The sequence below is a fragment of the Trueperaceae bacterium genome (assembly GCA_036381035.1).
GTDB lineage: Bacteria > Deinococcota > Deinococci > Deinococcales > Trueperaceae > DASRWD01.
On sequence record DASVDQ010000065.1, the window covers coordinates 75,807 to 96,029 of the forward strand.

Below are 20,223 nucleotides of genomic sequence, written 5' to 3' on the forward strand. Positions count from 1 at the left end.
TCGCGTCACCGTATGGCCCTGGTGACGCCCCACGGGCGAACATCTAGGCAGTGAACCGGTTGCTCTCGGCGATCGCCGTCGGGACCGTCTCGCTGCTGGCGTCTGCGGCCGTCGCCCAGGACCTGCGCCCGCTGTCGTCGCTGCACGGGCCGGTGCGAGTGCTGGACGTTGTGGACGGCGACACGGTCGTGCTCGGCTCGAACCTGGGTCCGCGCACCGTGAGGCTGATCGGCATCGACGCGCCCGAGATGTCGGACGGCACCCGTGGCCTGGAGGCTCGGGAGCGCCTCAACGCGCTGCTGGGCGGGCGGATGGTGTGGGCGGAGATCGGCACGGAGCCGGAGGACCGCTACGCGCGCCTCCTCGCCTACCTGTACGTGGAGGACCCCGCCGGCCGCTGGGACCTGGGCGGCGTGCGGGCGACGCAGGTGAACCTCGCGCTGGTCGCGGGCGGCTGGGCCGACACGCTGACGATCCCTCCCAACACCGCCTACGCCCCCTTGTACGCGGAAGCGCGGGCGGAGGCCGCGGCACGTGGCGCCGGCTTCTGGGCTCAGGCGCAGGAACGCCCGGCAGGAGCCGAGGACCCGGCGCGCCCTGGGCATGGAGGGGGCCATGCTGGGGGAGAGGGGCCGGCCCAGGGAGCGGCGACCGCGGCGGTCCCGGCACAGGGGGGTACCGGCCCGGTGCGCCTGCACTGCGCGCTCGTCAACCCGTCGACCCCGAACGACGAGGGCGCCGAGTGGGTGTCAGTGGTCCTCGCCGAGCCCACGGACACGACCGGCTACTACCTGTGGGACGAGGGCTCGAGGTCGACGTTCCGGCTGCCCGGCGGCCTGCAGCCGGCCGGCGAGCTGCGCGTGGTCAACCCTGGCCAGGGGGCGTGGAACAACTCGGGCGACACGATCTTCCTGATGCGCGGCGGCGACGTCGTGGACCAGTGGACGTACGGGCCCGAGCTGGCCGTGAACGACCGCGTCGCCTGCCGGGACCCCGCCGTGCCGGGTCGCGCGCCATGAGGACGGGGTAGCGGGCGGTCCGACCGCGGAGAGGGCCTGGCCGCGGTGGCGAGCCAGCGGGCCTACCAGCGAAGCCGAGCGGCGAGCAGCCCGTCGAGGCTCACGTCGACGCCGTCGGGCCTGTGCGCCAGCACGAGCGGGGAGGCGCCGGGAGGAGCGACCTCCTCTCCCGACCACCACGCCTCGGCCGGGAGGCCCAACGCGGCCCCGACGTCGACCCGGTCCAAGACCGTGCCGTCGGTCCCCGACAGCGTGAGCCACGGTCCCTCGACCGCGACCACGAGCCAGGGCGCCCCCTGGGCGTCGTGGAGCAGCCATGCGGCCTCGTCGGTCCTGGCGAGGAGGAACCGGGTGGGGTCGGGGAAGATCCCGACGCCCTCGACCACGTAGTCGTCGATGGTCACCGTCTGTGCGCCCGGCGGCGCCAGGTTGAGCGAGATCACCAGGAACACCGCCAGCAACGTTCCCATGCAGGGCCTCCCGCCGATCGCGAGGTCCTGCTGCGAGCGGCGCGTCATTGTAAGCGGAACCACGATGCGGCGAAGCGCGGCCGGTCGGGCCCGGCCCCCTCAGCCCGCCCGCCACTCGAACGACTGGGTATGGCTGCCGTCCTCGTTCTCGCGCAGCTCGCCGCGCACGAACCCGGACTTCTCCAGCACGCGGTGCGAGGCGGCGTTCTGCGGGGCCGTGGTGGCGATCAGCCGCGTCATGCCGTGCGCCGAGCGGGCGTACGCGACGACGCCGCGCACGGCCTCGGTCGCGAGGCCCTGCCCCCAGTGCTCGCGGGCGAAGGCGTACTTCACCTCCGGCTCCGCCTGGCCGCCCGGGTGCACGATGCCGATGAAACCCACCACCTCACCGCCGGCTAGCGCCTCGAGGGCGAACATCCCGTACCCGCGCCGGGCGTAGTTGTCCGCGGTCACCTCGAGCCAGCGCGCGGCCTCGCTCGGTGTCAGCGGCGAGCCGTCGCCGACCCACCGCATCGCGTCGGCGTCGCCGTAGACGCGAAGCAGCGGCTCCAGGTCGGACTCGCGCCAGCGGCGGGCGCGCAGCCTCGCGGTCCTGAAGACCTCGTCGGGGGCGTGCTGGTCGTGGGGCATGGCCGGTCGAGTGTCGCACGGTCGCGGCGCTCTGGTGCGCGGGAGGCGCGACTCGGCGCCGCCACGCCGCGGCGGTTCCCGGTCTGCTTGACGAACGGGCCTCGGGAGCCCATACTGAACCAGATGGTTCAGTATCAGCCTCCGGTCCACGAGACGTTCGCCGCCCTGGCCGACCCCACGCGCATCGGCTTCCTCGAGAGGCTCGGGCAGGGTGACGCGACGATCGGGCAGCTCGCCGCGCAGGCGGGCATCTCGCTCACGGGCACCAAGAAGCACGTGGCGGTGCTGGAGTCGGCCGGGCTCGTGACCACGCGGAAGGAGGGCAGGGCGCGGGTCTGCACCATCGGACCACGCCGCCTCGAGCGGGAGGCGGCCTGGATAGCCAACTACCAACGGGTCCTCGAGGAGCGCCTAGACCACCTCGGCAAGCTGCTCGAGCGTCTCAAGGCCGAGGAAGGCCCCGAGGAGGAGGGCCGCCGAGAGGAACAGGGCCGCCCAGAGCGACGGGACCGCCTCGCGAAGTAGGCCCGAACCAAGGAGGAGCCATGAGCACGAAGGCAGCCACCTACAAGCACACGCTGAGCCGCGTCGACGGACGCACGATCCGCGTCGAGCGCGTGTTCGACGCCCCGCGCGACCTCGTCTGGCGCGCGTACTCCGAGCCCGAGCTCCTCGCGCAGTGGTGGGGCCGCGGCCACAGGCTGGTCGTCGAGCGCTTCGAGTTCGTGAAGGGCGGCCACTGGCGCGTCGTCGAGCACTGGGAAGGCGGGAGCGCGGGGTTCGAGGGGCGCTTCCGCGAGATCGAGCCCAAGACCCTGATCTCGCAGACGTTCGAGTGGGACGGCGCTCCCGGTCACGTGTCGGTGGACACGACGGAGCTCAGCGACGTCGACGGCGGGCGCGCCACCAGGGTGGTCATCACCTCGCGGACGTTCGACGAGCAGGACCTCGAGGGCATGATGCAGGCCGGCATGGAGGCCGGGATGGCGCAGAGCCACGAGGCCCTCGACGCGCTGCTCGCGAGGCTGCAGGGGAAGGGGTAGTCCCAGGTCGCGCTGAGAGAGCCCAGCGCTCCCCGAGTCCGACCCCGCCGGTCGGCAGAGCTCGAGGTCGTGCCTGGCGAGGAACTCGTCGAAGGTGTGGCTCGCCTCGGTCAGGTGCGGCGTCATGCCCCCGGCGCTCAGGTCCGCGAGCACGGCCGCGTCGCCCTGCTGGCCGTCGGTGCCGACGCCCTCGAACGTCTCGAGCTCCTCCATCGCCTCGCCGTACGCGTCCTCCATGACGTCGTAGTCGTGGTCGTCTACGAACAGCTGGGTGTCGGCGCGCGCCTCGTCGCAGTCGATCGGCGGCCCGAGCCGCTGACCCTCCGATCCGTCGATCGCTCCAACAGGCGCGCGCCGCGGGGTACTCATCAGATGCCCGTCCCCGGGGTTGCTCCTTGGGCGCGAGCGGTTTAGGGTCTCCCGGTGGACAGGACCCCTTACCTCGACGCCCCGGTCCCCGAGGTGGCCGACAGGGCGACCTGGCAGGCGCGGATCGACGAGCTCCGCGTGAAGGAGAAGGCCCACACCCGCGCCGGCGACGCGCTGGCGGCCGAGCGGCGGCGGCTACCGATGGTCGAGGTCGACGCGCGGACGCCGCTCGTCGGCGCGAACGGCCCGGTGCCGCTGATCGACGTCTTCGAGGGGCGCTCGCAGCTCATCGCCTACTTCCACATGTGGCACGCGGGCAGGCCAGCGGCGGAGCAGTGCGAGGGCTGCACGTTCTCGACCACCCACGTGCAGGAGCTCTCCTACCTGCACTCGCGCGACGTGACCTACGCGACCTTCTGCCAGGGTCCCTACGAGGTGAGCAAGCGCTACCACGACTTCATGGGCTGGGTGCAGCCCTGGTACTCGGTGCCGGAGGAGTCCGTCGAGCGCCTCATCGCCGGCCGGCACTTCGGCATCCTCGTCTGCTACCTGCGCGTCGGCGACAGGGTGTTCGAGACGTACTGGACCACGGGTCGCGGTAACGAGGTCATGTCGCCGTCGTACGGCCTGCTCGACCTGACCGTCTACGGTCGGCAGGAGCTGTGGGAGGACTCGCCCGAGGGCTGGCCGCAGCGCTGGAGCTCGCGCGACGGCTCGGCGTTCCGCCAGAACGGCCGCCCCACCGCGCAGTGGTCGCGCGTCCGCGCCGGGCGCGACGACGACCTGGGAGGGTCGACTACCTGAGCTCGAAGCTGGCGTGCACCACGGCGGTCACGCGCTTCTCGATGGTGCTGGTGTCGTACATGCCGTAGGAGGCGACCTCCGTCGAGTTGAGCTGGGTCACCTGGAAGACGCCGCTGTCTGCGGAGCGCAGAGGACCCACCCTGGCGCCCGTGGCCTGGGCGATCGCCTCGGCGCGGCGCTGCGCGTCGCGGATGGCCTCGGCCAGGAGCTCGGGCCTGAGGTCGGTGAGGCCCGAGTAGTAGTACTCGAGCGAGGTCGTCTGGTACGTGAGCCCCGCGTCGACGAACGGCTGCGCGTCCTGGGCGAGGTCGGTCACCACCTGCACCTGGTCGGACGTCAGCGTGAACCACTGGTACAGCTCGTAGCCCACGACCTCGCGCACGCAGGCGGCGTCGGCGTTGTAGCACTCGCGGTAGACCGCGGAGACCGACACGGGCTGGATGCTGAGGTCCTCGCGGGCGAAGCCGGCGTCCGCCAGCACGTCGAGGACCACGTCGAGGTCGGCGGCCATCTGCCGGTAGCCTTCCCCGAGGGACGAGGCGTCCACGCGCCGGGAGAACGACCCGACCCACTTGACCTGGTCGGAGACGACGGCGCGGTCGGCGGAGCCGGTTACCTCGAGCCTCGAGGACTCGTACCCCTTCACGTGCTCGACGCCGCGCACCGCGATGTAGGCGGCGACGGCCAGTCCGGCCGCGAGCAGGAACGCCGCCGCGACGATGCCGGCGTCCACGGCGCCGAGGGAGCTACGCCCGCGAGCGAGGGTGCCCGGAGACCTGCGTGGGGTGTGCTGCATGAGGCCCAGCTTAGGTCCGCCGGGCTGGGGCCGCGCGGGAGGATCAAGGGTCGGTGAAGGGGCCGGGCCCGTGGAGGGCGATCGGCCTCGGCCGTCCCCGGCGTACCGCGGCGCCTATGCCCTGAGCTGGCGCCGGCGTTCCGCGACGCCTATGCCCCGAGCTGCCCCCGGCGTACCGCGGCGCCTCGACCTTCCACCGGTCCCCGGCGTGCCGCGGCGCCTCGATCCCCTAGCCGTCCCACGCGAACGCGGGCACCCACACGGACACGGAGCCGCTGGCGCACCGGAACTCGGCCCAGCCGTCGTCGTCCGTCGTGACGGTGCCCTCCACGTGGCCCGTGACGTCGACGAACTCGGTCCGCGGGCTCGCCGTCTGCATGCGGCGCGCTCCAGGCTCGCCGCTGCTCAGCACCACGGCCGCGCCGCCGGGGTGCTGCTCGTCGCCCGTCCGTACCCAGCCGATGCAGCGCGGCTCCTCGAAGTAGTCGCGCTGCTCCCCGTAGGCGCGCTCGCGCCGCACCCGCAGGAACCTGTCGATGAGCCAGCGGTGGCTCGGCATGACCACGTGGTGGGGCTGGCCGTCGCGCCCCTCGCCTTCGTACTCGGCGCCGTCGTAGTCGGCCAGGAACACGACGGGGTAGCCGCCCTCGCGCAGCAGGACCAGCGCGTACGCCAGCGGCACGAACCAGGGCTCCACGACGGCTTCGTTCGTCTGCAGCGGCTGGGTGTCGTGGTTCGTGACGAGCGTGACGGCGCCGGTGGGGTCTTCCTGCACCAGCGTGCCGTCGAAGAGGGTGCGGAGGTCGAAGCCCTCGGGGTCCTGGCTGGCCGACACGAGGTTGTCGTGCAGGATCGTGTCGAAGAGCGCGACCCGCCCGTCGGTCCTGTCGCGGAAGCGTCGCAGTGCATCCCTGTCGTAGGTCCAGTACTCCCCGACGGCGAACAGGTCCCGGTCGCGGACGGCCCTCACGTGCTCGAGCCACTCGAGGAAGAAGCCGGGCCGCACGTGCTTGGCGGCGTCGAAGCGGAACCCGTCGACGCCGGTGGTCTCGACGTACCACCTGCCCCAGTGCAGGAGCTCGGCGCGCGCGTCCTCGCTCTGGATGTCGACGTTGCAGCCGAGCAGGTAGTCGTAGTTCCCGAAGTCGAGGTCGACGTCGTGCTGGAAGCTCTTGCCCTCGAACAGGTAGACGGCCTCGAGCTCGGGGTCGTTCTCGTCGCGGTCGACGGCGTTGAAGTGCCACCAGTGCCACTCGAGGGTCGAGTACTCGCCGCCGCGGCCCGGGAAGCGGAAGTGGGTCCAGGCGCGGATCCGCCGCGGCTCGCCGATGGGCTTGGTGCGGTCCCGCGGGTCCATCGGCGTGGCCGAGAACTCCTCCGGCTCGTCGCCGCCGAGGCGGTGGTTGAGGACGACGTCCGAGTACACCTGGACGCCGGCGGTCTGCGCGGCCCTTATCGCCCTCAGGTACTCGTCCTTGGTGCCGTACTTCGTGCGCACCGAGCCCTTCTGGTCGAACTCCCCCAGGTCGAAGAGGTCGTAGACCGCGTAGCCGACGTCGCTCGCGCCGCCCGCGCCCTTGCAGGCGGGCGGCAGCCATACGGCCGTGAAGCCGGCGTCCGCGAGCTCCTCCGCGCGCTCCTCGAGCCGGCGCCACAGGGTCCCGTCGGCGGGCAGGAACCAGTGGAAGAACTGCAGCATCACGCCGTTGACGTCGTTCACGCTGTCACCTCTGTGCGGCAGCCCGCCGGCGGGGCCGGGCCGGCCGAGGCTCGTCGGTCGCCCCGCTCGGGCGCCGCACCATGGTCCGCGGCCACCGAACCGGCGGAGGATAAGCCCCGAGCGTGAGATACTGCTGCGCGCACCCGGCCGTCGCCGCGTACGAGGTGGCCTGGACGGACCCGCCTGAGCGCATCGCCGAGCACGTCGCTCGCGCCTTCGCCCCCGACGGTGTCTTCGTGTCGCCGTGGCTCGGCCGCCCCGTGGTGGGCCACGAGGCCATCAGCGAGCACATCGCGGCCTCGCGGGGTCGCCTGGCCGGGACCACCGTTCGTCACACCAGCGTCATGGAGAGGGTGGGGAACGTCCTGAGCTGGACGTGGGCCTTCGCCGCCGACGGACAGACGGTGGCGAGCGGCATGGACGTCGTCGTCCTCGCGGAGGACGAGCGGATCGCGCTGCTGGCGGCGTTCGACGGGCCGACGCCGCCTAGCGTCGGCGAGGAGCGCGACAGCTAGGTGGGCGCTGAGGGCGGGAGCCGCGAGCCGGGCTCCGGGCCCGACCGGCGCGGACCGCTGGGGCCCGCCCTGCGCCCGCTCGGAGACCTGGCCCTAAGCCTCCCGCGCCGCGCTCCGCTCCCTGAACCTGCCGAACTCCTCCACCCGGACGGCCAGCGCGCTCGCCAGTACCTTCGAGTCGCTGGCGATGGTCACGAGGTCGACGCCCCAGCCGGCCGCCACGGCGGCGAACTCGGGGCCGTTGGTGTGCAGCCCGATCACGAGGCCCCGCTCGTGGCACGCCGCGACGACCCTCTTGACGGCGTCCTGGTGCGCGGTCCTGACGCTGTCGGTCTCGGGAGGGAACCCCAGCGAGAGGCTGAGGTCGGCGGGCCCGATGTAGGCGCCGCTCAGGCCGGGCGTGTCCAGGATGTCGTCGAGGTTCTCCAGCCCCTTCCTCGTCTCGATCATCGCGAAGACGAGGAGGCCCTCCTGGGCCCGCCGGAAGTAGTCAGGTACGACTACGGCCGCCCGCGCGGGACCGAAGCTGCGGTTCCCGCGCGGCGGGTAGAGGCAGGCCGCCACGGCGCGCCTCGCCTCCTCGGCCGACTCGACGAGCGGCACGATGACGCCGGCGGCGCCCATGTCGAGGACCCGCATGATGATGCTCGGCTCGTTCCAAGGTACGCGGACCAGGGTCGGCCTTCCCGCGGCCGTGGTGGCCTGCAGCATGCCGGGCAGGGCGTCGAAGTCGACGAGGCCGTGCTGCATGTCGATGCACAGCGAGTCGAACCCGCTACGGCCGGCGATCTCGGCGACGAACGGCTGCGGGATGGTCAGCCAGCAGTTGGTCGTCGTCTCGCCCCGGCTCCAGCGCTCCCTGAGCTCGGCTATCGCGTCGAACATGTCCGGGCTCCCGCCGGCCCGGGCGCGGTCTCCCCACGTAGCCGTGCCGCCCGCGGCCTCACGCACTTATACCGCTGGAGGGCGCGGCGCCTTGCGGAGGAGAGGTTCCCGCCGGCCCCGACGAGGACCGCTCAGGGGGCCCTCCCGCTGCGCGCGAAGGCTTCACGGCACGCGCCCCTCGACCCGACCGCGCGGTTGACAGCCGTCGCCGGCCTCAATAATCTACATTCTATAGAAACCTCCTGACCTCAGACCCGAGGCCCGGGGTGTAGGACCTGCGACCGCAGGCGCTGGACCGGCGACGGCGCACGTGGGGTGCGAGCCCACCGCTGCGGGCCTGCCTCGAGCGACCGGGAACCGGGCTCGCGGACGACCACCTCGAGAGGCGGCCATAGATGTCGGAGAGCCCCACCATCAGCCGCGAGACCCTCGCTTCCCGCGTCGCCCTGCGCCTGCGGGACGAGATCCTCACGGGTCGGCTCAAGCCGGGGGACCGCCTCAACGAGCTCTCCATAGCCGAGCGCTACGGGGTCAGCCCGACGCCCGTGAGGGAGGCGATGCGCCTGCTGCACGGCGACGGCCTGGTCGAGTACGCCGACCGCAGGGGCGTGCGCGTCATCGAGATCGCCGAGCGGCAGATCAGGCAGGCGTTCTCCGTGAGGGCCGCGATCGAGCACCTCGCGCTCGAGGAGGCCTTCCCGCTCATGTCCCGCGCCGACAAGGAGCGCCTCCTCGAGCTCGCGCTGAGGACCGAGGAGGCCAGGGGCCGGCCGGCGAGCTTCCTGTTCGAGGTCGACAGGCGGTTCCACGGCTTCCTCGTCGACTCCTCCCGGAACAGGTGGCTGAGCGAGTTCTCCGGGCGGCTGGCCAACGTGCTCACGGTGGCGCGGCTCGACCTGTTCAACGCGCCGGACCTCGACGCCGTCATCGCCGAGCACGAGGCCATCGCCCACGCCGTGCTGGCGGACGACCTCGCCAAGGCGCACGAGGAGCTGGACAAGCACATCAGGCGCGTACGCGACAACGCCATCGCCGCCCACGAGCGCGCCCGTCGGCGCACGGAGGGCGCGGGGAAGGAGCCGTCATGAGGCTGGTCAACTACCGCTCCCACGCCGCGGGTCTGACGTCGGTGGGGGTGCTGGAGAACGAGCACGTGGTCGACGCGGCCAGCCTGCTGGCGCGCGTCGGCGAGGACCCGGCGCACGCGGCCAGCATGGAGCGCCTCATCCAGCTACCCCGCGAGACGCTCAGGCGCCTCGGCGAGGCGGCGCGGGACGGCGCCGGCCGCCGGACGCCTCTGAGCGAGGTGCGCCTCGAGGCCCCGATCCGGCGGCCGAGCAAGGTCATCGGGCTCGGCTACAACTACCGCGCCCTGTGCGAGAACGAGGGCGTCACGCCGGGCCCCGAGCCCGAGCTCTTCGTGAAGATGCCGACCTCCATCACCGGGCCGTTCGACCCCGTGGTCGTCCCCAAGGTCATCGACAAGGTGGACTTCGAGGCCGAGCTGGCCGTCGTGATCGGCCGGCGCTGCTCCCAGGTCGAGGAGCACGAGGCCCTCGACTACGTGGGCGGCTACACGGTCATGGACGACGTGACGGCCAAGATCATCCCGCGTCCGCCGGAGAGCGGCAGCGTGGTGCTCGCCCTCAAGGGCGTCGACACGTTCGCGCCCATCGGCCCGGCCATCTTGGTCGCCGACGACTCCGTCGACCCGCAGGGCATGCGGATCAGGTGCCGCGTGAACGGCGTCCAGAAGCAGGACTTCCACTCCAGCGACATGGTGCACACCGTCGCCCAGGTCATCGAGTACATCTCGGCGCGCATCACGCTGGAGCCGGGAGACCTCATCACCACCGGCACCTCCCTGGGCATCGGCATCATCCAGAAGCCCCCGGTCTTCCTCGAGGACGGCGACGTGGTCGAGTGCGAGATCGAGGGCATCGGGACCATAAGGAACGAGTTCGTCCTGCGGCACGTCAGAGGGTAGGGGTCGTGGGCACGCCGACCGTGCTGGGGCACTGGGACGTCTACGAGCTGCTCCACCGCGTGCGCAGCGGGGAGGAGGCGCCTCTGGCGCGGTCCATCCTGCCTGGCCTGCGCGCGGGCAACGTGCGCGGCGTCTTCTTCGCGGTCGGCGGCGACTCGCGCAGCCACGCCAGCGGCTCCGACCTGCCGCTGCGGGGCACGCTCACCTCGATGGACGTGGCGCTCGGGGCCATCGAGGCCACGCCCGAGGTCACGGTGCTGCGCACGAGGGAGGACGTGGCGGCGCTGCCGCCAGACCGGATCGGCTTCCTGCTCGTGCTCGAGGGCGGCCGCCCGCTCGAGGGCAGCGTCGCCGTGCTGCGGCAGTTCTTCCGCCTCGGGGTGCGGTGCCTGCTGCTCACCTGGAACGGCCGCAACGAGCTGGCCGACGGCGTCGGCGAGGGCGAGAGCGCCGGCGGCCTCTCGACCTTCGGCCGTGAGGTCGTGCGGGAGATGCGCCGGCTCGGCATGGTGCTCGACCTCTCCCACCTGGCGCCCGCGGGCTTCTACCAGGCCATCGACGTCTACGGCGGCACCGTGGTGGCGACGCACAGCAACGCCAAGGCCCTGCACGACCACCCCAGGAACCTCACCGACGACCAGATAAAGCTGGTGGCGCAGACGGGCGGCGTCGTCGGCGTCGCCTTCATGCCGGCCTTCCTCGCAGCCGGGACGCCGACCGTGGCGACGGTCGTGGACCACATCGAGCACATGGTCGGGCTGGTGGGCGACGAGCACGTCGGCATCGGCCCCGACTTCTCCTACGGACCCGTCGCCGAGGAGCACCGCAGGCAGCGCAAGTACGAGGGCATCAAGGTCGACCTGGCAGTGCCGTACCCCATCCCGGACGCGGCGTCGCTGCCTCTTCTCGAGGAGGCGCTCCGCGGGCGCGGCTTCGGGGAGACGGCGATCGCGAACATCCTCGGCGAGAACCTCCTGCGCGTGCTGCGCGAGGTCCTGCCGGAGGGCGAAGCCGTGGCGGCTGCCTAGCGCTGCACGAGCGAAGAGAGGGCAGGTGGAGACCGGGTGTCGCGGCGGCCAGTCCACGAGCGGTTCCGTACCCACCCTGATGGGGTGGGGAACCGGGGTGCGCCGTGCTGATCTACTCCCTCCGCCGCCTCGCGAACCTCCTGCCGACGCTGCTGATCGTTTCGTTCATCGTCTTCGCGATGGTCAGGCTGATACCGGGCGACCCGGTGACCGCCATCGCCGGGCCCGACTCGACGCCGGAGCTGATGGCCCAGATCCGGGAGTCGCTGGGCCTCAACGAGCCCCTCCTGGCCCAGTACGGCGTGTACCTCAGGGGCCTGGTGACGGGCGACCTCGGCACGTCGATACGGTCGAGGCAGCCGGTCTGGTCCGAGATCGGCCGGCGCCTGCCGGCGACCCTCGAGCTCGCCGGCGCCGCCATGCTGCTCAGCCTCGTCGTCGGCGTCGGGCTCGGCGTGCTGGCCGCGCTGCGGCCGGGCGGGACCGTCGACGCCCTCGCGCGCTTCGTCTCGCTGTTCGGCGTGTCGTCTCCGACGTTCTGGACGGGGCTCTTGTTCATCCTGGCCTTCGCCTACTACTGGCGCCTGTTCCCGATCTCGGGCCGCGGCGGCCTCGAGCACCTCGTGCTCCCGGCCGCGACGGTCTCCCTGACCAGCGTGGCGTTCATCAGCCGGCTCACCCGGGCGAGCCTGCTGGAGGTGCTGTCGCAGGACTACGTGCGCACGGCCCGCGCCAAGGGCACGGCCGGCTCGCGCGTGGTCCTCAAGCACGCGCTGCGCAACGCGCTGATGAGCCCGATCACCGTCGCGGGGCTCGAGTTCGGGCGCCTGCTCTCCGGCGTCATCGTCATCGAGATCATCTTCTCCTGGCCGGGCACGGGCAGGCTCCTCGTCAACGCGATCCAGTTCCGTGACTTCCCGGTGATCCAGGGCCTGGTGCTCGTCTACGCCCTGATCTTCGCCCTGGTGAACCTGGCCGTCGACCTCGTCTACGCCGCTCTCGACCCGAGGATCGCCCTGCGATGACCACGGTCCCGGCCGCCGCCGCGAGCACCCGCCGGCGACGCCGCCTGCCGCCCTTCGGCGTCACCGTCAGCATCGTCATCCTCGTCGCCTTCGTCGTCACGGCCCTGTTCGGGCACCTCTTCGGGCTGCCCGACCCCTACGCGCAGAGCCTCATCGAGTCGCTCGAGGGCCCCTCGCGGGCCCACCCCCTCGGCACCGACCAGCTCGGCCGCGACATGCTCTCGCGGATCGTCGCGGGCAGCCGCTACTCGCTGGTGATCGGCCTCGGCGCCATCGCCGTGGGCGCGCTCACGGGCGTGCCCCTCGGCATGCTCGCCGGCTACCAGCGCGGCTGGCTGGACCAGGTCGTCACGCGGGTCATCGACGTTTTCCTCGCCTTCCCCGGCATCATCCTCGCCCTGGTGATCGTGGCGATCCTCGGCCCGGGCCTCTCCAGCCTGGTGCTGGCCGTCGGCCTCAGGTCGTTCCCGATCTTCGCCCGGGTGGCGCGGGCGGAGACGCTGGCGCTCAGGGAGCGCGAGTACGTCCAGGGAGCGAGGGCGCTGGGGTCCCGTGCCGCTAGGGTGCTGGGGCGCCACGTCTTCCCGAACCTGGCCAGCGCGCTCATGGTGATCGCCACGCTGCAGATGGCCACGGCCATCCTCATCGGCGCCACGCTCACGTTCCTCGGCGTCGGCATCTCGCCGGAGCTGCCCGAGTGGGGCGCGATGATGAACGCCGCCCGCCCCTACATGCTGCGCGCGCCGCTGCTGATCGTGATCCCCGGCCTGGCGCTGATGCTCGTGATGTTCGCCCTGAACCTCGTCGGCGACTACGTGCGGGACCGCGCCGACCCGTTCTCAGCCCGCTGAACCCGCTCGCGAAGGAGGTGCAGGCAGGTCTCTAGACGTCGCAGCAGTCAAGGCGTTCCCTCTACCCCCCGGGAGGAACAGATGTCCAAGTCAGAGGCAACAAGGTCGAGGTTCAGAGGAGCGGCGTTCGTCGCCGGCATGAGCGCCGCGCTGCTCCTGCTGGCGCTGCCGTTCGGCACGGCGCTGGCCCAGTCGCAGGACACCACGCTCGACGTCCTCGTGCCCGCGGAGTTCCCCGACATCGACACCTGCGAGACCGTCAGCGGCGACCAGAGCATGGTCAAGTACCACGTCTTCAGCCGGCTCTTCACGTTCAACGAGAGCATGGAGCCCGAGCCGGACCTGGTGGTCGGAGAGTCGATAAGCGACGACGGCACCGAGTGGACGTTCGAGCTCAGGGAGGGCGTGACGTTCCACGACGGCACGCCCGTGAACGCCGAGGCGGTCGCCTTCACGATCGAGCGCATGCGGTCAGAGGGCTGCGGCCAGTACGCGCTGTTCGAGCCGATCGCCGAGGTGCGGGTGGTGGACGACCACACGATCACCTTCGTCACCGACGGCCTCTTCCCGGCGCTGCGCAACAACCTCGCCCACCCCGACGCCGCCATCATCAGCCCGACGTCCTACCAGGAGCTCGGCGACGACTGGGGCCAGCACCCCGTCGGCTCGGGCCCGTACGTGTTCCAGGAGTGGGTGACGGGCGACCACATCACGCTGGTCCGCAACGAGGACTACTACGGCGAACAGCCGTACTTCGAGACGATCGACTTCAGGTTCGTCACCGACGACACCAGCCGCGCGCTGGCGATCGACACGGGCGAGGCCGACGTGGCCCTGCGCATCCTGCCGACCGACGTCGAGCGCCTGTCCGCGAACCCGAACCTGACGATCGGCCAGGTCGTGGGCCGCAGCATGATCTACCCGATGAAGGTCACCGAGGGGCCCTTCAGCGACCCGCGCGTCCGCCAGGCCGCCAACTACGCGGTCGACAAGCAGACGATCATCGACCGCGTGCTGTTCGGCGCCGGCACGCCCTCGCGCTCGCTGGTGGAGGCCGTGCAGTGGTCGATACCCGTGGGCTTCTACGAGTACGACCCCGAGCGGGCGCGCCAGCTCCTCGAGGAGGCGGGCGCCGTGGGCGCCAGGATCACGCTGCTCTCGCCCACCTCCCGGTACCCGTCGGACGTCGAGGTGAGCCAGGCCGTCGCCGGCTACCTGCGCGACGCCGGCTTCGACGTCGACCTGCAGGCCATCGAGGACTGGCCGACCTACGTCGAGACCGTCGAGCGCGGTCAGTTCGACATGTTCTTCCTCGGCTGGGGCGGCTCCACCGGCGACCCCGACAACGCCTTCCGCCGCCTGCTGCACTCGAGCAACGCCGGGCAGCTCTGGAACCCGGGCGGCTATACGAACCCCGATGTGGACAGGCTCATCGAGGAGGGCGGCTCCGAGTTCGACCTCGACGCCCGCCGGCAGGCCTACGAGGAGATCCAGCGCATCGTCTGGGAGGAAGCCCCCTGGCTGTTCACCTACCGCGCCTCGATCTTCTTCGCCCACGACGCCGCGCTGCAGGACATCAAGGTGCTGCCCGGCACCGAGATGCCGTACTTCTGGCTGGCGCACTACTAGGCCACCGCTAGGTCGTTCCCGGCCGCCCTCGTGGCGCCGGGAACGACGTTCCTTCGCCGCCTTGCCCGACGCTCACACCGACAGGAGCCAGCGTGAACCCACCCGTAGTCATCTCGCGCGAGGAGCTGAGGCGCCGGCAGGAGCACGCCCGCGAGCGCGCGTCCGCGCTCGGCGCCCGGGCCCTGGTGGTCGTGGGAGGGCCCTTCTACGACCGCCCCGGCGACCTCCTCTACCTCAGCGGCCACCAGCCGCCGTTCCCGACCTCGAACTTCGAGGGCGAGCACAGGGGCCTCGGCTACGGGGCCGTGGTGCTGCCGGTGAGCGGCGGCACGCACCTGATCGTCGACACGGTCGCCTACCGGGCGGAGCGGATCGCCGCCGACGAGGTCGTAGCGACCTCGAACGTGCCCGCCGCGCTGCGCAGGACCCTGCAGAGGCTAGGGCTGGCCGGCCAGCGGCTGGCGTTCGTCGGGCTGCAGGTGGCGCCGTACGCGCTCGTCGCGGAGGCGACGGACGGCCTCGGCGTGGAGCTCGTCCCCGCCGACGCGGTGCTCCGCGAGGCCAGGCGGAGGAAGAGCCCCGCCGAGCTGGAGGCGCTGCGCCGGGCCGCCGAGGTCGCCGAGGTCGGCATGGCTGCGGCGCTGGCGGCCATCGCGCCGGGGCGTACCGAGTCGGAGGTGGCGGCGGCGGGCATCGCCGCGTCGATCGCCGCGGGCGCCGACTTCGTCCGCTACATGAGGGTCCTTTCCGGCCCGTACGCCGGCTGGCCGCACCGCTGGCCGCCGGCCACCGACCGCGTGCTGGTCGAGGGCGACACCGTCTGCATCGACCACATCGGCGCCGTCAACGGCTACCAGTTCGACATCCTGCGCGCGCAGGTCGTCGGCGAGGGCACGCGGGAGCTGCACGACCTGATGCGGGTAGCGCGCGAAGCGACCGAGGCCGCGATCGCCGCATGCGGACCCGGCGTGCCGGTCAGGGACGTGGTGGCCGCCGCCGACGCCGTGCTGGAGCGCGCCGGGCACCTCGAGCACCGCGCGCGCTTCACCGGCCACGGCATCGGCCTCGAGACCGTCGAGGCGCCGCTGGTCATGCAGACCTCGAACGAGGTCCTCGTCGAGGGCGACGTGATCTGCCTGGAGCCGGGGATCCTCAAGCGCGGCTCCTACGGCGCCAGGTTCGAGTACGAGGTGGCGATCACAGCCGACGGGCATGAGGTGCTGGCGCGCGAGCCGTCCGGCGCCGCCTGACCTCGCCGACATGCGGCGGGAGGGTGCCTCGCCCGTCGGTCGTGACGACTAGCCGCACAGGGTCTCGACCAGCGACATGGCGACGGGGGACAGGGCGGCGCGCCTGGGCCACGCGACGTGCAGCGTGAAGCTCAGCAGGTTGCCGTCGTGTCCGCGGAGGGGTCGGCGCGGCAGGTCGTAGCCGCGCAGGTCCACCGAGTCCCCCATGATCGCGATCCCCAGGCCGCTCTCGGCCAGGGCCGCCAACGTCTGTCCCACGCTGCACTGGTAGACGACGTCGGGCTCCACCCGGGCGAGCTGGCAGGCCGACCTCAGAAGCTGGTTCGAGAGGAAGTCGTCGCTGTTCGTCACGACGACTTCGCGGTGGAGCTCCGTGACGTCGAGCGGCGCGCCCGGTTCCGAGTCCGCCAGCCGATGGCCCAGGGGCAGCAGAGCCTGCACGGTGACCGTGGTGACGTAGCGGTGGTCGAAGTGGGGAGGGACGGGTCCCGCGACGATGCCGAGGTCGCACTCGCCCTTCTCGAGCACGAAGCGCATCTGGCTAGCGCCGGCCTCGATCATCGCCAACCGCGCCGTGGGATGCGCGCGCAGCCAGCTCGACAGGCGCCGGGCGAGGAAGCTGCCCGCGGCCGTGGCGGCCGCGCCTAGCCGAACGGTCTCCGTCCACCGTCCGCTCACGCTGGCCTCGACCTCGGCGACCGTCTCGAGTATGCGTTTCGCGCCCGCCACAAGCGTCCGGCCCGCGCTGGTGGGTCTGATCCCCCACGGACCACGGTCGAGGAGCCGTACCCCCAGCTCCGCCTCCAGCTGCTGGACCTTCCGAGTGAGGGACGGCTGCGCGACGGAGAGGGCGTCGGCGGCGGCGTTGAACCCGCCGTGGTCCACCACCGCGACGAACGCCCGCAGGCCCGACAGGTTCATGATGCGAGAACGATATCACAGGATGCCATAGTGATATTGGACAAGCATCGCAAGCTGTCCTATCGTTCTCGCAACGCGAACAGGGTTAGGAGAGTCGATCGGTGAGCGCTGTGGACACGGTCGTCAAGGGCGGCCACATCATCACGTCGACGTCGCGCTTCGCGGCGTCCGTCGGTATCAGGGGCGGCAAGATCGCCGGCATCTACCAGCCAGGCAGCGAGCCCGACGCTGCCGAGGTCATCGACGCGACCGGCCTCGCCGTCCTACCCGGGGTCGTGGACACGCACAGCCACCACCGCGAACCGGGGTTCACCCACAAGGAGGACATCGAGTCGGCGACCCGCGCCTGCGCGGCCGGAGGGGTTACCACGACGGTCGCGATGCCGAACGTGTACCCGCCGCCCACCACGCTGGAGCGCCTCGAGTCCATGTTCGCGCTCTACAGGCAGAAGGCGGTCGTGGACTGGAACGTGAACCCCGCGGGCACGGACCTGCAGCAGATCCCGCGCATGGCCGCCACGGGCGTGCCCGCGATGAAGATCTTCATGGTCGTGGACACCGGCCGCGACTACCCGCACATGCCCGGGATCGGCGTCCACGAGCACGGGAAGATCATGGCGATCATGGAGGCGTGCGCGGCGGCGGATATCCCGCTGATGGTGCACCCCCACGACCAATCCCTGATGAGCCACATCGAGGAGGGGTTCTGGGCGCGCGGTGAGAGGGACGCCCTCGCCTACGCCAAGGCCTACGCCTCGCACGACGGGCTGATCTGGGAGAGCGCTATCGCGCTGCTGCTGCGGCTGCAACGGGCCACGGGAGTCCACCTGCACCTGCTTCACATCCAGACCGAGGGCAGCGTCGAGCTGCTGCGCGAGGCGAAGGGCAGGGGCCAGCGGGTCAGCGCCGAGATCAACCCCTGGGCGCTGTTCCTGGGCAACGACTGGGCCAACATCGAGCGCCTCGGTTCCTACGCCCTCTCCTACTACGTCCCGGAGAAGAACACGCCGGCGCTGTGGAAGGGGCTCAACGACGGGACCATCGACATCGTCGCCACCGACCACGCTCCGCACACCCGCGAGGAGAAGGAGGTCGGCTGGACGGACGGCTGGAAGGCACACACCGGTACGCCGTCGACGCAGCACTACCTGAGCCTCCTCCTCGATGCCGCCGACAAGGGCCTGATCTCGTACGAGAGGGTGGTGGACGCCACCTCCACGCGGCCGGCCCGGCTGTTCAGGCTGCGGGACAAGGGGCGCATCGAAGTGGGGGCCGACGCGGACCTGGTGCTGGCAGACCTCGAGGCCGAGTCCGAGATCAGCGACGCGGAGGTCCTCAGCCGGAACGGTTGGACCCCGTACGCCGGCGTGAGGGTGAAGGGCGTCCCGCGGCGCACCTTGCTGCGCGGGAGGACGGTCTTCCTCGACGGCGAGGTGACGGGGGAGCCAGGGTACGGCGCCCAGGCCGTCGCCTACACGCCCAGCTACGAGAAGGGTCTGTTGGGGCAAGCCGTATGAGCCTGATGGCCGCCCAACCCGAACGGAGCGAGGCCGCGACGAAGCAAGCAGACCCAGGCAGAGGACCCGGCCTAGAGGCGGCCACCGCGCCGCACAGGCCCTCGCTCGCCGACTGGTTCGGCGGCACCTCGTGGTCTGCCAAGGCGTTCCGCCTCGTGCTCTCGTTCGGTCTGGCGGCCGCGGTCTGGGAGGTGGTGGCGCGCTACTTCGTCACCAACAGGCTCATCCTCGTGCCGTTCAGCGAGGTCCTCACGGCGCTGGTGCAGGAGGTGACGACCGGCCAGCTATGGGTCCACGCTCGCGTCACGCTGCTGGAGATCGCGATCGCGTTCCCCATGGCCGTCGTCATCGGCATGGCGCTGGGGCTCGTCATCGCGTCGAGCCGCGTCGTCCAGCAGGTCCTCGACCCCCTCTTGACCGCCGCGTACTCGGTGCCCATCGTCGCGCTCGCCCCCCTGTTCGTGGCCTGGCTGGGCTTCGGCGTCGAGTCGAAGGTCGCGATCATCCTGCTGGTGGCCGTGTTCCCCATCGTCATCAACACCGAGGTGGGCCTCCGCTCGACCGACGCAGGTCTCATCGAGGCCGCGCGGTCGTTCAACGCCACGCGCTGGCAGGTGTTCCGGACGGTGTCGCTGCCGTTCGCGATCCCCTTCATCATCGGCGGCATGCGCGTGGCCTTCACGCGCACCCTCGTCGGCGTCGTCGTGGCCGAGTTCTTCGGCGCCTTCGCCGGCTTCGGCTACGTGATCCTCTCGGCCAGCCAGACGTACGCCACGGCGCGCCTGCTGGGGTACGTGGTGCTGCTCGCGATACTCGGGATGGTCAGCAGCATCGCCCTGCGGGCGTGGGAGGCCCGGCTGGCGCCGTGGCGGGAGGTGCGCGAGTGAGCGAGCCCTCGCTGCCCTCCTCCGCCCCGGGCGTGCAGGCCTCTCAGGCCCCCGCCCTGCGACTGAGCGGCCTGGGACGCGTGTTCAGGGCGCCCGGCGGCGGCACCGTCACGGCCCTGGAGGACGTGAACCTCGAGGTGGAGCACGGCGCCTTCGTGGGCATCGTGGGCGCCAGTGGCAGCGGCAAGTCCACGCTCCTGCGCATCGTCGACGGGCTCCTGGCGCCCAGCCAGGGGACGGTAGAGGTGGACGGCAGGGCCGTGACCGGGCCCGGCCCCGACCGCGCGTTCGTCTTCCAGCAGGACAACCTGCTGCCCTGGCGGACGATCGCCGGCAACGTCGGGTACGGGCTGGACCTCGCCGGCCGGCCGAAGGCCGAGGTGCGCGCGCGCGTGCAGGCGCTTATCGACCTCACCGGCCTGACGGGCTTCGAGGCGTACTACCCGCACCAGGTCTCGGGCGGCATGCGGCAGCGGGCCAACGTCGCGCGCGCCTTGGCGATGGACCCGAAGATCCTCCTGCTAGACGAGCCCTTCGCGGCGCTCGACGCCCAGACGCGCGAGATCATGCAGGCGGAGCTGCTGCGCATCTGGGGCGGTCAGCGGAAGACCGTGCTGTTCGTCACGCACCAGATCGACGAGGCCGTCTACCTGTCCGACCGGGTGGTCGTCCTCAGCGCTCGCCCCGGCACGGTCCGCGAGGTCGTCGAGGTCGACCTCCCTCGGCCACGCGAGCTGGGCGTCAAGCGCACACCCGCGTTCCTCGAGCTGGTCGACCACATCTGGCGACTGATCGAGCAGGAGGTACGTCAAGGCATGGGAGTGACGCCCATCGGCGCTCGGCCGACGGCGACCACGAACCGGGCCTAGAAGGGAAG

The 20,223-nt window shown here is 71.6% G+C and carries 21 protein-coding genes; 15 read left to right on the forward strand and 6 right to left on the reverse strand.

Annotated features, from left to right (window positions below):
• Positions 1–50: 50 nt before the first annotated feature.
• Positions 51–1,019 (forward strand): thermonuclease family protein, encoded by a 969-nt coding sequence (locus VF202_07960; GenBank protein HEX7040028.1) that lies wholly within the window; start codon positions 51–53, stop codon positions 1,017–1,019.
• Between the two features lie 62 nt (positions 1,020–1,081).
• Here VF202_07960 and VF202_07965 read toward each other — a convergent pair whose 3' ends face one another.
• Positions 1,082–1,489, reverse strand: coding sequence for a hypothetical protein (locus tag VF202_07965; GenBank protein HEX7040029.1), 408 nt, complete (start codon positions 1,487–1,489; stop codon positions 1,082–1,084).
• 99 nt (positions 1,490–1,588) lie between these two features.
• Positions 1,589–2,119 carry a GNAT family N-acetyltransferase gene (locus tag VF202_07970; protein ID HEX7040030.1) on the reverse strand — a complete coding sequence of 177 codons (531 nt, stop codon included), beginning with the start codon at positions 2,117–2,119 and terminating at the stop codon, positions 1,589–1,591.
• Between the two features lie 123 nt (positions 2,120–2,242).
• On the opposite strand from VF202_07970, the gene VF202_07975 reads away from it, so the two are divergent.
• The 3 genes from VF202_07975 to VF202_07985 all read left to right on the forward strand — a co-directional run bounded on the left by VF202_07975 (position 2,243) and on the right by VF202_07985 (position 4,335).
• Complete coding sequence (locus VF202_07975) at positions 2,243–2,644, forward strand: metalloregulator ArsR/SmtB family transcription factor (GenBank protein ID HEX7040031.1); 402 nt, start codon at positions 2,243–2,245, stop codon at positions 2,642–2,644.
• Positions 2,645–2,664: 20 nt separating this feature from the next.
• Positions 2,665–3,162, forward strand: a complete 498-nt coding sequence (locus VF202_07980; GenBank protein HEX7040032.1) for an SRPBCC domain-containing protein — start codon at positions 2,665–2,667, stop codon at positions 3,160–3,162.
• A gap of 423 nt (positions 3,163–3,585) precedes the next feature.
• Complete coding sequence (locus tag VF202_07985) at positions 3,586–4,335, forward strand: DUF899 family protein (protein ID HEX7040033.1); 750 nt, start codon at positions 3,586–3,588, stop codon at positions 4,333–4,335.
• Here the strand turns inward: VF202_07985 and VF202_07990 are convergent.
• Positions 4,328–5,131, reverse strand: coding sequence for an SIMPL domain-containing protein (locus tag VF202_07990; protein HEX7040034.1), 804 nt, complete (start codon positions 5,129–5,131; stop codon positions 4,328–4,330). The two genes, VF202_07985 and VF202_07990, sit on opposite strands and share 8 nt — an antisense overlap.
• Positions 5,132–5,360: 229 nt before the next feature.
• Positions 5,361–6,851, reverse strand: a complete 1,491-nt coding sequence (locus tag VF202_07995; GenBank protein ID HEX7040035.1) for an alpha-amylase — start codon at positions 6,849–6,851, stop codon at positions 5,361–5,363.
• A 122-nt stretch (positions 6,852–6,973) separates the two neighbouring features.
• On the opposite strand from VF202_07995, the gene VF202_08000 reads away from it, so the two are divergent.
• Positions 6,974–7,366: a nuclear transport factor 2 family protein gene (locus VF202_08000; GenBank protein ID HEX7040036.1), complete on the forward strand. Its 393-nt coding sequence runs from the start codon at positions 6,974–6,976 to the stop codon at positions 7,364–7,366.
• A 93-nt stretch (positions 7,367–7,459) separates the two neighbouring features.
• Here the strand turns inward: VF202_08000 and VF202_08005 are convergent, their stop codons facing one another.
• Positions 7,460–8,251 carry an aldolase/citrate lyase family protein gene (locus VF202_08005; protein HEX7040037.1) on the reverse strand — a complete coding sequence of 264 codons (792 nt, stop codon included), beginning with the start codon at positions 8,249–8,251 and terminating at the stop codon, positions 7,460–7,462.
• Positions 8,252–8,646: 395 nt separating this feature from the next.
• Between VF202_08005 and VF202_08010 the strand changes: the two genes are divergently transcribed.
• The 7 genes from VF202_08010 to VF202_08040 all read left to right on the forward strand — a co-directional run bounded on the left by VF202_08010 (position 8,647) and on the right by VF202_08040 (position 16,021).
• Positions 8,647–9,339: a GntR family transcriptional regulator gene (locus tag VF202_08010; protein ID HEX7040038.1), complete on the forward strand. Its 693-nt coding sequence runs from the start codon at positions 8,647–8,649 to the stop codon at positions 9,337–9,339.
• Positions 9,336–10,238 (forward strand): fumarylacetoacetate hydrolase family protein, encoded by a 903-nt coding sequence (locus VF202_08015; GenBank protein HEX7040039.1) that lies wholly within the window; start codon positions 9,336–9,338, stop codon positions 10,236–10,238. Before VF202_08010 ends, VF202_08015 begins: the two co-directional genes overlap by 4 nt.
• Before the next feature lie 5 nt (positions 10,239–10,243).
• Entirely contained in the window at positions 10,244–11,266 is a 1,023-nt protein-coding gene (locus tag VF202_08020) for a membrane dipeptidase (protein HEX7040040.1), read from the forward strand.
• A 104-nt stretch (positions 11,267–11,370) separates the two neighbouring features.
• Entirely contained in the window at positions 11,371–12,291 is a 921-nt protein-coding gene (locus tag VF202_08025) for an ABC transporter permease (GenBank protein HEX7040041.1), read from the forward strand.
• Positions 12,288–13,142: an ABC transporter permease gene (locus tag VF202_08030; protein ID HEX7040042.1), complete on the forward strand. Its 855-nt coding sequence runs from the start codon at positions 12,288–12,290 to the stop codon at positions 13,140–13,142. The genes VF202_08025 and VF202_08030 overlap by 4 nt, the downstream gene beginning before the upstream one ends.
• Before the next feature lie 81 nt (positions 13,143–13,223).
• Positions 13,224–14,771, forward strand: coding sequence for an ABC transporter substrate-binding protein (locus VF202_08035; protein HEX7040043.1), 1,548 nt, complete (start codon positions 13,224–13,226; stop codon positions 14,769–14,771).
• Between the two features lie 92 nt (positions 14,772–14,863).
• On the forward strand, positions 14,864–16,021 hold the full coding sequence (locus tag VF202_08040; GenBank protein HEX7040044.1) for a Xaa-Pro peptidase family protein: 1,158 nt from the start codon (positions 14,864–14,866) through the stop codon (positions 16,019–16,021).
• 48 nt (positions 16,022–16,069) lie between these two features.
• Here the strand turns inward: VF202_08040 and VF202_08045 are convergent, their stop codons facing one another.
• Positions 16,070–16,942, reverse strand: coding sequence for a LysR family transcriptional regulator (locus VF202_08045; protein ID HEX7040045.1), 873 nt, complete (start codon positions 16,940–16,942; stop codon positions 16,070–16,072).
• Positions 16,943–17,043: 101 nt separating this feature from the next.
• On the opposite strand from VF202_08045, the gene VF202_08050 reads away from it, so the two are divergent.
• The 3 genes from VF202_08050 to VF202_08060 are packed head-to-tail and all read left to right on the forward strand — an operon-like array spanning position 17,044 to position 20,215.
• On the forward strand, positions 17,044–18,459 hold the full coding sequence (locus VF202_08050; protein HEX7040046.1) for a dihydroorotase family protein: 1,416 nt from the start codon (positions 17,044–17,046) through the stop codon (positions 18,457–18,459).
• Positions 18,460–18,464: 5 nt separating this feature from the next.
• The gene (locus VF202_08055; protein ID HEX7040047.1) at positions 18,465–19,346 is read left to right on the forward strand and encodes an ABC transporter permease; all 882 of its coding nucleotides are present in this window, start codon (positions 18,465–18,467) and stop codon (positions 19,344–19,346) included.
• Positions 19,343–20,215, forward strand: a complete 873-nt coding sequence (locus VF202_08060) for an ABC transporter ATP-binding protein (protein ID HEX7040048.1) — start codon at positions 19,343–19,345, stop codon at positions 20,213–20,215. The genes VF202_08055 and VF202_08060 overlap by 4 nt, the downstream gene beginning before the upstream one ends.
• Positions 20,216–20,223 lie beyond the last annotated feature (8 nt).